Below are 12325 nucleotides of genomic sequence, written 5' to 3'. Positions count from 1 at the left end.
TGTTCTTAGATTACATCTTTTGCTTACTTTTTGCTTAAGTTGACACCAATGGGCAATGCCTTGCCCTCTAGAATATATTGATGTGTCGCAAACATTATTTGAATTGGTATTATAGCAATCCTATATGATTTGTGAAAATTCACGTTGTTCAGATCCCCGACTTCTTCAAGAAGTCGGGGATCTAACTTTTCGCGAGTGATTTGGGACTACTATAAATACCGAGATATTACTGATATTAGCTGAAAATTGTACGTTCAAAAATTGCTATTTATGCTGAACCAGATTTCGATTTAATTAAGGCAAGCTATGTTTAGAAGTATTTTAAAAGGGCAAATTTATGAGTCGCAAAAAACGTAAATCCAGCGTTTTAGAAAAAGTTGAGTCAAGAGCAGCAGGGCTGAAATTGATCGATCCAACTCTGAAGCTGGATGATGATTATAGTTTGGCAAAAATGCTGGAGTCAATGGAACGTTTACGTAATAAACTTGAGGTTCATAATAACGCTCTGTCTTTAGCTGATTCTTCTTTAACTGAAGTTGAAGAGATGGAAAAAAATTTGACTAAACTTTCTCAAAAGATGGTAATGCTAATTGCTATTAAGTACGGCAAAGATAGCCCTCAATATGAAACAGCAGGTGGTGTTCGAGATAGCGATCGCGTCCGCAAAATGAGGTCGAGCCGCTTGAAAAATGTTGCACAACAAGCATTAGATAATAGTAAAAGCGCGAATTTTAGCGAATAGAATTCGCAGCTACACAGGCGAAGTCCGCCTACCCTTCGGGAACGCCAAGGGCGAACGCGGACTAATACCATTTCACCGCGTCCTTTATGACCCCATCTTCTGACATTGCTTTCCCGTCCACTTCTCCCATCGTCCAATTCCCCGGCTGATTAACTCCGGCTGCTCATCGCCAATAAAACAGATCCGCCCCATTCTTTCACAAGCAATCAGAACTTCACCATTTCCCATAAACGGGGCAATCACAAAATTATTTTGACTGGTATATAAATTAATTAAGTAATTAACAATTCCCTCTATACCTTCAACATGAATTGGTGTCTGTGGCTGGGATATAGTTTGCTGAGAAAAAATCCCTACATAGATATTTCCTAATACTAATTCGTATTGAAAAGGCATTTGATTGTGCTTGTAGAATTCGTAAATCTGCCCTTGCGATCGCAGTACAGCTACAACCCGCGCTTCCCCAACCAAATAATTATGATTCCAACTAGAGGAAACAGTAGCGATCGCCAAAGCTGCATCCGAGGGTAGCAGATTCATAAACTCTTGCTGTGCCGTATCACCACAATACACCAAATGCCTACCCAGCATCCATTCCTCGCCTAATCTAACTTTCGGTTCATTACCTGCGGTGAGCGCTAATTTTTCTTTTGTCTCCTCTGGTTGAAGCTGGCTTTTCTTCAGCAGTAACTTCGCTTCTTTCTCCGCCACAGCACTGTTGTGTGCTAATACCTGCAATTCTCTTTGCCTAGCCCTCGCCTCAGCTAGCAGTTTAGCTTGTCTTTCAACTTCTTGTACATCTCCTTGAGCCTGGGCTAATTCCCCAGCCTGTTGTGCTGCTTCTGCTAAAGCGCGTTCTTGACTACCTGCTCTAGCTATCTTGATTAATGCTGTAGGACTTTCTGCGATCGCAGTTCCCTTAATCATTTGTTTTACATCAGGGTGAATGCCTTTGGCAATCTGCTTACCATGCTGAAAAGTCCGTTCAGAGTAGCCAGCTTCTTTGGCTAACTCCAAAGTTCTTTTAGGTGGTGAAATCATTTCACCACCTTTATAAGTATGTTGGTTATCTCCTGCTTTCGCCCTCAATCCCATGTGTTCTAGAATTTGATCGCGCTCTAACCACAGTTCTGAGCGCTCTAGGGGTTCAAGCTCATTGCGGATCAAATTCTCATCAATTTCTGCCAAACGCGCTTGCTCGGCATATTGGTAGGTAACAATATTGCACTCAATAGCATCTAACCCCAAGAGCTTACAAGCTGTCAAACGATGCAATCCGGCAATCAAATTCAGCTTTTGATCTACTGTAATGGGGTTCAATAGACCATTAGCCTTGATTGATTCCTTCAGTTCATCAACTTTTTCACCTTTAATAGGACGGCGGTTGCAACCAATCAAAATTTGGTCTATGGGCACAATAGGCATAACTACTGTTCTTCAGCGCAGCCAGTTAAAACACCAACAATAGCATTAAGATACAGCTAATTTCTTCGTTATGGGGCATTGAGCATTTCTTATTTATCTCCCTTGTCCCCTTATCCTCCTCATCTTTCTAGAACACCGATTCAGTAATGCCAAAATCCGAATGTTAGGTGGGATGGGGGACTGTGGGGAAGAGGGAGAGGCTTAATATTTCATTCTTCCCACACCACCCACACTCCCCACACTCCCCACACTTAAGCCTCCCTCTCAATTGATGATTGCTCTCGATTACTGAATTGATGCTCTAGTCCCCAAGACTCAATTTAATGAGAATGTCTTATGGTACACAACTGAACTAACAAGAATTCGCTGATAATAGCAAAGTCAGTTGATTAAACATAATATTTGAGAAGTGAATGAGGAAATTTACTTAGTCTATTTTAACTATTTCCTCATCATTTTATAAGAGATATTATGGTCATTCAAGGAAAACTTATCCAACGTAGATGGTTGACAAGCTAAAAGGTTTTTGCAATACTTGAACAAAGCTTTATCCTAGTTTTTCCACATTATTTTATCAGCGCTGAGTTATTTGTAAATCTTGATTATATTGCCAGCGCTAACTAAGTAGTGGACTACGTAATTTGTTAGTTGTAGTGGATAAAACTCAGGATATTTAAGAATAGAGCTAAGCTAAATTTAGCTAACTAACTAGTAATTTGTCTTGGCTACAAAAGCGTAAAAAAATTCACATACAGGAATCCTGGTTAATTTTTGAAATATATGTAGGGTGGGCAATGCTCACCATATCCAGGTTTTGGTAGGCACTGCCCACCCTACACTACTTAAGGTTTTTCATAAATGATTGAGGATTCCTATACAACTAATTAAACTCATCCCAATACGGTTCGGTTAAGATCCCCCCGCCTGCGGCGACCCCCTTAAAAAGGGAGTAAAAGAGAATTATAAGCCCCCCTTTTTAAGGGGGGTTGGGGGGATCTCAAAATACTAAAACGTTAACCGAACCGTATTGAAACTCATCCCATTTCTGCAAATCAAAAAAGTTGGGATAAGTTCACTTTAATCAACTGATATAACCGTTTAGATTATCCCTTGGCATAGCACAATTGGAATGGAAATATGGCAGTAAACAAGGAAAGCCAATTATTCTCAAAGCCCGTACAGCGGTGGCAAATAGTTTTAGGAGTTTCTGTCATCTTCGCTACTGGGTTAGCATCTTTTTACGCTTTATCTACATTGTTTCGCTCTAATATTCAGAGTCGCCCAACCAATCCGCCAAAAGCTGCTCCTGTTAAAGTTGCGATCACCGCTTTAGGACGTTTACAGCCTGAAGGTGAGATTACTTACTTGTCTGCACCTCATTCAATTAATGGTGTACGAGTTGAAAAACTCTTGATTAAGGAAGGAGACAAGGTACAAGCTGGACAAGTTTTGGCTTACCTAGAAGATTACAATCGCTCTACAACAGCCCTACAACAGGCCTTAGATAAATTGCAAGTTGCTAAAGCCCAGCTAGCCCAGGTAAAATCTGGGGCTAAAACCGGAGATATCGATGCTCAAAAAGCAACGATCGCGAGTTTACAGTCGCAATTAAAAGGAGACGTTGCAACACAAGAAGCAACAATCGTTCGTCTCCAGGCTCAAGTAGAAAATGCTAAAACCGAAAACGATCGCTATCAGCAATTATACAAACAAGGTGCGATCGCAGCTTCTGTTGGAGATAGCAAGGCGCTGCAACTTAAAACCGCACAACAACAGCTAGCAGAAGCCCAAGCTACCCTCAAGCGTACTCAAGATACCCTTCAAAGCCAGATTAAACAAGCAAAATCGCAGCTCAACAGTGTTAGCGAAGTGCGTCCTTTAGATGTTGAATTAGCACAAACCCAAGTCAGAAGTGCTACAACGGCTATTAAACAAGCAAAAGCCGACCAGGATTTAACTTACATTAAATCTCCCATTGATGGCACAATTTTGAAAATTCACGCTAAAACAGGCGAAGTAATTGCTACTTCTGGGTTTGCTGAGATAGGTAAAATATCTCAAATGTATGTAGTTGCAGAAGTCTACCAAACCGATATTCAAAAAGTGCGTAAAGGTCAAAAAGTGACCATTACCAGCCCAGCAATTGTTGGAAAATTGCAGGGAACCGTGGAAAAGGTTGGTTGGCAAGTTGATAAGCAAAGCATCTTCAGCCTCAACCCTGGATCGGACACCGACCGCAAAATTGTCCAGGTAAAAATCCGCATAGACAATCCAACTGATAGCGCGCGGGTGTCGCGACTCACCAATTTACAAGTAGATGTTGCTATTCATATTTAGTCATTGGTCATTGGTCATTGGTCATTAGTCACTGGTCATTGGTCATTGGTCATTAGTCATTGGTCACTGGTCATTAGTCATTGGTCACTGGTCATTGGTCATTGGACAAATAACAAAGGACAAATGACAAATGACAAAAAAACAAATAACACCTGTTAACTAAATTCATGAATTTTAAAATTCCTTTAGCATGGCTACAGCTAGTCCAGCAAAAAGTTCGTTTTCTGGTAGCTGTAGCGGGGATTGCTTTTATTGTACTGCTGATGTTTATTCAGCTAGGCTTTCAAGACGCACTCTATTCTAGTGCTACCGCAGTCCATCAAAGTCTGCGAGGAGATTTGTTTTTAGTCAGTTCTCAATACAAGTCTTTGACCTCAAATCAAAGCTTTTCGCGAACTCGTTTATATCAAGCTTTGGGGTTTGATGGTGTCGAGTCAGTTAGTCCCATGTATTTGCAATTTGCCAAGTTGAAAAACCCAGTTAATAGCGAGAAATATTCAATCTATGTTATTGGGTTTGATCCCGGAAGATCTGTTTTAAATATCCCAGAAGTTGAGGAGAATTTAGACAAACTCAAAATTCCGGATATGATGCTTTTTGACCGGGATTCACGTCCAGAATTTGGGCCGATTGCGGAAAGATACGATCAAGGTAACACTGAACAGACAGTTGAAATATTTCCCTTTAATTCATTAATTGGTTATCGCGTCAGAGTTGGAGGCTTATTCAGCTTAGGGCCTTCCTTTGGTGTAGATGGTAATTTAATTGTTAGTGACTCAACTTTTCTGCGGATAAATCCTAATACTCGTCCAGCAGAAATGATAGATGTGGGTGTAGTTACCTTAAAACCTGGCACAGATGCAGACAAGGTTTTAAAAAATTTACAAGCCACATTACCTAATGATGTCCAAATTTTTACATATCAGGGTTTTATTGATTTTGAAAAACAATATTGGGCTGTAAGAACACCAATTGGTTTTATTCTTAACCTAATGCTGACAATGGCTGCTGTTGTAGGTGTGGTAATTGTTTATCAAATTCTCTACAGCAACATTGCTACTCAATTTGTTGCTTATGCAACATTAAAAGCTATGGGTTATGCAAATAAATACTTATTAAATGTGGTTTTTCAACAAGCCTTATTATTGGCAATTTTAAGTTTTATACCCGGATTTATTTTATCCGTGCTGCTATACGATTTTGCCATGAAAGCCACTAAGCTACCAATTATGATGACCGTTAATAATGCCTTACTGGTCTTAGTTTCGGCAATTTTAATGTGTTTAACTTCTGGGTCACTCGCTATCAATAAACTGCGTTCCGCAGACCCGGCTGATATTTTCTAACCCTTATTTTTTTCTGTGTCTTAGTGCCTCTGTGTTTTAAAAATAATTTATTTACCACAAAGACACAAAGTAAAGAATTAAGTTTTTCCCTTTAATCAATTATCTCTGCTTTATGAACCTGGAAAACAAAACTCTCCTGATCACCGGAATTGACGAATTTATCGGCTGGCGTGCGGCTGAGTTAGCCATAGCCAAGGGAATAAAAGTTCGAGGACTGCAAAGTTCTGCTGTTCAAGATAAAAAAGCGCAAAGTCTAGGCGTTGAGGTGATTGTTGGCAATATTAACGATGCTAAGACTGCTCAAAAAGCTTGTGAGGGAGTAGACATCGTTTTACATACTGCTCAACTTGCGCAAGAAGCTGGCGCAATCAAAGATTTTCGTGAGGTGAATGTTGACGGAACCATCACTATAGCAAAAGCTGCCAAAAATGCTGGTGTCAAAACCTTTGTGCATCTTTCTAGTGTATTGGTTTATGGTTTTGATTATAGCGATCGCGTTACAGAATCCGAGCCGCTAGCTGAAGAAAAGAACCCCTACTGTCAAAGCAAAATCGAAGCCGAAGTTGCATTACTACCCCTAAATAATCCCCCAGATTTTGGCATTATTGTGATTCGAGCAGGCGATGTCTACGGCCCTGGATGTATCCCTTGGATAGTCCGCCCGGTTCATTTTATGCGCCAAAAATTATTTGCTTATGCTAGTGATGAACATGGCGTAATCAATCATGTTTATGTAGATAACTTGATTGATGGTATTTTCTTAGCTATCGAAAAAGAAAGCTACGGTGAAATATTTAATATTACTGACGGCGAACAAACCTCTTGGAAAGAGTATTTTACACGCCTAGCAGAAATATCCGGTTCGCCTGCACCCATGTCTCTCGGAAAAGATGAAATCAAACTATTTCTCAAACTCCGTGTTCAAGGACAAAAGCTATTTCGGAAAAAAGCTGATATTCTGCCAGAGTCGATAGATTTTATGACTCGTCCCTACGCTTGTTCTATTACCAAAGCCCAAGATTTATTAAATTATCAACCCAAAATTGGGCTAGAAGAAGGATTTCAGCTTATACAGAAATGGCTGGAAAAAACGGATATTCAAAAATTGATGAAATAGTCTAAAGGTAGGGCATTGCCCACCCTACTGTCAATACGGTTCGGTTAAGATCCCCCCGCCTGCGGCGACCCCCTTAAAAAGGGGGTAAAAGAGAATTATAAGCCCCCCTTTTTAAGGAGGGTTGGGGGGATCTCAAAATACTAAAACGTTAACCGAACCGTATTGACCCTACTGTTATCGGCGGTTAATTATTCATCCAGTTTAGTATTTGTAGGAGACTACTAAATAATGTTGAAGCTGTCTAAAATCTCTGCCTTAGTGATTGCTACTGTAGCAAGCATAAGCTCCATTAATATTGTAAATGCTGCCCCAGCACAAACCCTAACTGTTGTCGTGAATGGTATCCACAGCCAAAAGGGTGAAATTTGTATAGGAGTTTACTCTCAAGATAAAGAGAAAGGATTTCCTTTAAATACTTCTAATGTATTGCAAAGTGCTTGCAAGAAAATCACAGGTAGTACATTAAAACAGCAATTTTTTGGTTTAAAACCTGGCAATTACGCTGTTGCCATAGTGGACGATCAAAATGGCGATCGCAAACTCAATCGCGACTTTTTCGGAATTCCCACAGAAGGTTTTGGTATTTCCAAAAATCCCACTGTCTCTATACAAACTGGTTCACCCAAATTTCGGGATGCTAGTTTTGCAGTGAATAAAAATACCACCATCAATATCACCGTAAAATATTCCCTCGATCCATAAATCAGTTAACTGTTAACTGGTCACTGGTTGCTGGGTAATGCTTCTTTTGGAGACTCGAAAATTAATGCCAGATTTAGTAAAATTTCTGTGTAACTCGTTGCTAAGTTGGCTGGCTATTCAGGTATGTTTAACCCTGGTGTTTTTATTGTCTCTGCATTCAAACCAGAAACACTTGTTACCAGATGACCAGTTGCCTAAAACTGCGATTATTCTTTGTCTACGCGGAGCCGATCCTTACCTTAGACAATGCTTACAGGCGCTGTTGCGACAGAACTATCCCCAATACGAATTAAAAGTTGTTGTCGATCATCAAGAAGATCCAGCTTGGAACATTGCCATTGATACAATCGAAAAATTAGGCGCAACCAATGTTGAGATTAGCTATCTGCGAAGTGTACGCAATAATTGTAGTCTCAAGTGCAGTTCCTTAGTGCAAGCTGTCTCAGAATTGGATGATTCTTATAAGATAGTTGCTTTGGTAGATAGCCATACTGTCGTTCATCGTCATTGGCTGCGAGAATTAGTTAAGCCCCTAGCCCATCCCAAAGTGGGAGCAACCACTGGTAGCCCTTGGTACTTGCCAAAAGGTAAACATTGGTGGTCTTTAGTGCCTTACATCAGTAATGTATCCTTAGCTATACAGAAGTATCTGTTCGGAATACCTTGGGGTGGGAGTTTGGCTATCAAAACCGAAGTAATTCGCCAAACTGGACTTCTTGATAAGTGGAGTCAAGCCCTTTGCGAAGACATCATGATCCGTAAAGTTTTGCGCAAATATGGGTTGCGGGTGAAGTTTATACCTTCCTTATTAATGGTGAATCGAGAAGAATGCGATTTACCAAGCTTAAGAGACCAGATTCAGCGTCAACTAACCTGTTCTCGATTTTATCATCCCCAACCATCGGCTATTATTGGTGATACTATCTCCAGCATATTGCAGCCGACTTTAGTTTTAATGTGTTTGCTATGGGCATTGTTCACTTCGCAATGGGATAATTTCGCGCTGTTATTGGGGTGTTACAGCAGCTATACTGTGGGATTACTTTGGCTGATGCTGATTTTAGAGCATGGAGTACAGCAAATAACTCGCGATCGCAATCAACCACTGGCAAGAATTTCATTTACTACAATCATCAAACTGCTGATTGGAATTCCCCTAACTCAATGGTTCTATGGGTTAGGGCTGTTGTCATCTCTGGGAATGTCTACCCTTAAGTGGCGTGGAGTCACCTATGAAGTTAAAGGGCCTTGGAACCTGCAACTCATAGACTACCGCCCTTACCAAATCTTAGATCAACCAAGCGATCGCAAACTCTCCCTTTAATCTCTTCTTTGCGTCTTTGCGCCTTTGCGTGAGGAAACGTCATGAAATCTCGCTGCGTAAATCCTAAAACCAGCCCTTTCATGAAATATTTCCTTTAACCATGAAAAACCAACCTCTGCGGATAGCCTTGTTAACCGGATTGTACGCTCCTTTCCTAACAGGCGTTTCAGTCGCGGTACACCAGCGAGTTCGTTGGTTATTAGAACAAGGACACGAGGTTTTTCTCATTCATCCAGAAATTAACGATAAATATCCCAAACAAGTTGGGAATCGTCCCATGCCAGGATTAGAAGAGTTACGGGCTTTTCCCAACTTTTCTTCCTATGCATTTCCCACACAGCCGCTGATTTTCTACAAATCTCTGCCACAACCATTAAATTACAGACATTGGAGCGATACTAAGTTACTCTCAAAGTTTCAACCCGACATCATTGTTGTGGAAGAAGCAGCCCAAATGAGAGGCGCTTACTCAGCTTTCATACAAGGTTATGGTCGTCCTGTGGGAGTTAAATACGCCACGAAAACAGGCACTCCCATCATCTCGGTGTTCCATACAGATATCATTGCCTATATCAAATATTACCTAGGAAATTTCCTCTTTAGCTTGCTGCGTCCAGTTCTTCCCTTGATAGTTAAGCAAGTCAGTAATGCTTATAACTTCAATTTATTTCCATCACGAGAATTGCTGACTAAGTACAATAATCTCAAATGTCAACGCAGTGAATACGTTCCTTATCAAGGCATCGATTGCGAAAAATTTCATCCTCAAAACATTATCTACAACCCCATTCCTAACGACCATCGACCAACCCTTCTGTTTGTAGGACGGATCACCGCAGAAAAAAATGTCACTGAACTGATCGATGCATATCCGCTTATTGCTGCCAAAATCCCTAATGTCCATCTGGTGATTGTCGGTAGCGGCCCCTTGGATCACGAAATCCGTCAGTGCGCTCAAAAGTTTGAAGCTGGTATTACTGTGTGGGGCGAGTCTCACGGAACAGAACTTTTGGGTTGGTTTGCTCGAGCAGACATATTTGTGAATCCTTCTGTAACCGAAAACTTCTGTACTACCAATATGGAAGCTCTAGCATCTGGAACCCCTGTTGTCGCAGCCAACGCTGGCGGAAATCCAGAACAGGTTTTCTCTGGAATCAACGGCTTCCTCGCTGAACCCAATAACCCGGCAGATTTAGCGCAAAAAGTCATTGCTATATTAGAAAATCCCGAACTCAAAGCCGAAATGACCCAGCAAGCTCGCCCCTCAATATTAGAATTTGATTGGTCAGCTTGTATGGAAAAGTTTGAAGAAAAACTCTATCAACTAGTTGCTTTACCAAAAAAGCAAAAGGTGAAACTTAAGTAACTTTGTGTCTTAGTGCCTACCCTGCGGGTTCGCCGTTAGGCGTTCTCGTAGAGTAGCCGCTGCGCATCTATGCTGTGGTAAAAAAATTTTTGAACCACAAAGACACTAACTCATACCATTTTGAAAAAAGATGAGACTAAAGTTTGTTGGAGAGTGCAATAATTGCTGCGCAGGCGATCGCAGTTTGTAGAAGTGTGATCGCACTCATCGTAGGTTAGGCAAATCCAATTGCTGCGCCACACCTTACAAGCGTGAAATTTAGACAGGTTTTGCTCTGAAACACAACCTAAAAACTTTCGGCTTGACAAAAATATAGCTGTTAAAATCAGCATAATGGTGTCAAAGTGCGAAAAAAATACATCCAAATAGGAGAAAAATGCCAGCTATTGTTAAACTACAACTCTCCTTAGAAGCTTTAGCAGAAGCAATATCTTCCCTGGATTTACAAGAAAAACGTCAACTTCAAGAGCTAATTGAGCAACAAATTTTTGAAGCCGAAGAAGCATTGTACGAAGACGATGCAGAAACACTCTTAGAAATTCAAGCAGTTCGCACTGAGTATAAAAATGGTGAGTCCATAACTATCGATGAATATCTTGCTAACCGATCAGATCACAGATGATGAGTTATACGGTCATTATTTCAAAGTCGGTACAAAAGCAGATTGATAACTTACCAAATGATGTTATTGAGCGTGTTATTGAGAAAATCCAAAATCTTGCTTCGGAACCGCGTCCTGATGGAATTTTCAAGTTAAAAGGTTCTGACAACGAGTATCGTATCCGGATAGGTGATTATAGAGTTCGTTATGAGATTGATGATGAAAGTCAACTTGTACAAATTTTGCAGTGCAAGCATCGGAAAGATATTTATAGAAAAAGTTAATTTAGATATGCTTAAGGAAAATGCGATCGCTTAGTGTTCTCTAGAAAAGAGTAATATAAGCGATCGCACTTTGGTTTCTGCCAAGATGGAGTTAACATCAAACCAAGACTCGCTGCGATCGCAATATTTAAATACAAAAAGTATAGGGCTAACCGTCATCCCCATATCACGCATTAACCAACAGTCTCATTCATTCGCTAAAGCTCAAGTTTACCGATTCTGCAAGCGCTTCAGTTCATCATCTGTAATGGGATTCTTACCGACTTTCAGGTCTTTCACCCAGCGTTGCCGTTGAGCTTTGCTATCTTGCTCGTAATCTTGAGCCTGGGCGATGTAGGCTTCAAAGTCGGAAATTGCCCCTTGATAGTCGCCTGTTAATGCACGCGCCAAGCCACGGCGATCGCGAATACTGCCATCTTTAGGGGCAAGCTTCACGGCTTGGTTACAGGCAAACATGACATCGGCAGCTTGTTTGTACAAACTACCTTGCCAGCATAATGTGCCCCAAGAATAGGCAGAGATTTCAATTTTTGGATCTATCTTTTGAGCATCTGCATAAGCTGCTATTGCTTCCTTGACCTTGCCATCTTGCACAATTTTCTCTCCTTCTGCAACTTGGCGTTGAGCTTTGCCTTTATTTGCAAACTCTTGTGCTTTCACCTTGGAGTTAAATTTTAAATTACTATCCCATTGCTGTGCTTTGTGGAATTTATCAACGGCCGCATTAATATCATCGTTTTGGGCTAGCTTCTCACCTTGGATAACCAGCACAGTCGCCCCTTTTTCCTTGCGATATGGAGTTTGGCACGTTGGCAAATCTTCTAAAACTTCTGGATGGGCAATTAGATAGTTATTCAGCAAGCTACAACCACTGCGTAATAAATCATCGAAATCTAAATTCCACAAAATTATAGTTTTGTCATCACTGCCAGAAGCCAAATTTTGCCCATCTGGGCTGAAGACTACGCTATTAACCGCACTGCTATGCCCAGTCAGAGTTTTGATAGCTTTACCCGTACTGATATCCCAGATTTTGATGGTGTTGTCACCACTGCCAGAAGCCAACTTTTGCCCATCTGGG

At 40.9% G+C, this 12325-nt stretch carries 12 protein-coding genes; 9 read left to right on the top strand and 3 right to left on the bottom strand.

What is annotated here, in order from left to right:
- Positions 1–337: 337 nt before the first annotated feature.
- Positions 338–742: a hypothetical protein gene (locus BV372_RS03555; protein ID WP_086683378.1), complete on the top strand. Its 405-nt coding sequence runs from the start codon at positions 338–340 to the stop codon at positions 740–742.
- A gap of 84 nt (positions 743–826) precedes the next feature.
- Here the strand turns inward: BV372_RS03555 and BV372_RS03550 are convergent, their stop codons facing one another.
- The gene (locus BV372_RS03550; RefSeq protein ID WP_086683375.1) at positions 827–2167 is read right to left on the bottom strand and encodes a ParB N-terminal domain-containing protein; all 1341 of its coding nucleotides are present in this window, start codon (positions 2165–2167) and stop codon (positions 827–829) included.
- A gap of 1137 nt (positions 2168–3304) precedes the next feature.
- Between BV372_RS03550 and BV372_RS03545 the strand changes: the two genes are divergently transcribed.
- The 8 genes from BV372_RS03545 to BV372_RS03510 all read left to right on the top strand — a co-directional run bounded on the left by BV372_RS03545 (position 3305) and on the right by BV372_RS03510 (position 11244).
- Complete coding sequence (locus tag BV372_RS03545; RefSeq protein ID WP_086683372.1) at positions 3305–4504, top strand: ABC exporter membrane fusion protein; 1200 nt, start codon at positions 3305–3307, stop codon at positions 4502–4504.
- 167 nt (positions 4505–4671) lie between these two features.
- Positions 4672–5850 (top strand): ABC transporter permease DevC, encoded by a 1179-nt coding sequence (gene devC, locus BV372_RS03540; RefSeq protein WP_086683369.1) that lies wholly within the window; start codon positions 4672–4674, stop codon positions 5848–5850.
- Positions 5851–5962: 112 nt separating this feature from the next.
- The gene (locus BV372_RS03535) at positions 5963–6967 is read left to right on the top strand and encodes an NAD(P)-dependent oxidoreductase (RefSeq protein WP_086683367.1); all 1005 of its coding nucleotides are present in this window, start codon (positions 5963–5965) and stop codon (positions 6965–6967) included.
- 228 nt (positions 6968–7195) lie between these two features.
- Positions 7196–7669: a DUF2141 domain-containing protein gene (locus BV372_RS03530; protein WP_086683363.1), complete on the top strand. Its 474-nt coding sequence runs from the start codon at positions 7196–7198 to the stop codon at positions 7667–7669.
- Positions 7670–7733: 64 nt separating this feature from the next.
- On the top strand, positions 7734–8993 hold the full coding sequence (locus BV372_RS03525; protein ID WP_086683359.1) for a glycosyltransferase family 2 protein: 1260 nt from the start codon (positions 7734–7736) through the stop codon (positions 8991–8993).
- Positions 8994–9093: 100 nt separating this feature from the next.
- Positions 9094–10359 (top strand): glycosyltransferase, encoded by a 1266-nt coding sequence (locus BV372_RS03520; RefSeq protein ID WP_086683356.1) that lies wholly within the window; start codon positions 9094–9096, stop codon positions 10357–10359.
- A 376-nt stretch (positions 10360–10735) separates the two neighbouring features.
- Positions 10736–10981: a hypothetical protein gene (locus BV372_RS03515; RefSeq protein ID WP_086683353.1), complete on the top strand. Its 246-nt coding sequence runs from the start codon at positions 10736–10738 to the stop codon at positions 10979–10981.
- A complete protein-coding gene (locus BV372_RS03510) occupies positions 10981–11244 on the top strand; it encodes a type II toxin-antitoxin system RelE/ParE family toxin (RefSeq protein WP_086683350.1) in 264 nt (87 codons plus the stop codon). The genes BV372_RS03515 and BV372_RS03510 overlap by 1 nt, the downstream gene beginning before the upstream one ends.
- A 30-nt stretch (positions 11245–11274) precedes the next feature.
- On the opposite strand, the gene BV372_RS37375 is transcribed toward BV372_RS03510, so the two are convergent.
- Together BV372_RS37375 and BV372_RS03505 are read right to left on the bottom strand one after the other, a co-directional pair.
- A complete protein-coding gene (locus BV372_RS37375; RefSeq protein ID WP_256973076.1) occupies positions 11275–11403 on the bottom strand; it encodes a hypothetical protein in 129 nt (42 codons plus the stop codon).
- A 51-nt stretch (positions 11404–11454) separates the two neighbouring features.
- The coding region (locus BV372_RS03505) for a WD40 repeat domain-containing protein (protein ID WP_373270738.1) at positions 11455–12325 on the bottom strand (871 nt) is incomplete at its 5' end.

Source organism: Nostoc sp. T09, assembly GCF_002154695.1.
Lineage (GTDB): Bacteria > Cyanobacteriota > Cyanobacteriia > Cyanobacteriales > Nostocaceae > Aulosira.
Note: the sequence above shows the minus strand (reverse complement) of the source record. Positions and strands in the feature narration are given on the sequence as shown.

Excerpts from the sequence above, each read along its gene's own strand:
- BV372_RS03545 (WP_086683372.1), top strand. The coding sequence starts at position 3,305 with ATGGCAGTAAACAAGGAAAGCCAATTATTCTCAAAGCCCGTACAGCGG.
- BV372_RS03515 (WP_086683353.1), top strand. The coding sequence starts at position 10,736 with ATGCCAGCTATTGTTAAACTACAACTCTCCTTAGAAGCTTTAGCAGAA.
- BV372_RS03535 (WP_086683367.1), top strand. The coding sequence starts at position 5,963 with ATGAACCTGGAAAACAAAACTCTCCTGATCACCGGAATTGACGAATTT.
- BV372_RS37375 (WP_256973076.1), bottom strand. The coding sequence starts at position 11,403 with ATGACGGTTAGCCCTATACTTTTTGTATTTAAATATTGCGATCGCAGC.
- BV372_RS03555 (WP_086683378.1), top strand. The coding sequence starts at position 338 with ATGAGTCGCAAAAAACGTAAATCCAGCGTTTTAGAAAAAGTTGAGTCA.
- BV372_RS03525 (WP_086683359.1), top strand. The coding sequence starts at position 7,734 with ATGCCAGATTTAGTAAAATTTCTGTGTAACTCGTTGCTAAGTTGGCTG.
- BV372_RS03510 (WP_086683350.1), top strand. The coding sequence starts at position 10,981 with ATGAGTTATACGGTCATTATTTCAAAGTCGGTACAAAAGCAGATTGAT.
- BV372_RS03520 (WP_086683356.1), top strand. The coding sequence starts at position 9,094 with ATGAAAAACCAACCTCTGCGGATAGCCTTGTTAACCGGATTGTACGCT.
- BV372_RS03530 (WP_086683363.1), top strand. The coding sequence starts at position 7,196 with ATGTTGAAGCTGTCTAAAATCTCTGCCTTAGTGATTGCTACTGTAGCA.
- devC (WP_086683369.1), top strand. The coding sequence starts at position 4,672 with ATGAATTTTAAAATTCCTTTAGCATGGCTACAGCTAGTCCAGCAAAAA.
- BV372_RS03550 (WP_086683375.1), bottom strand. The coding sequence starts at position 2,167 with ATGCCTATTGTGCCCATAGACCAAATTTTGATTGGTTGCAACCGCCGT.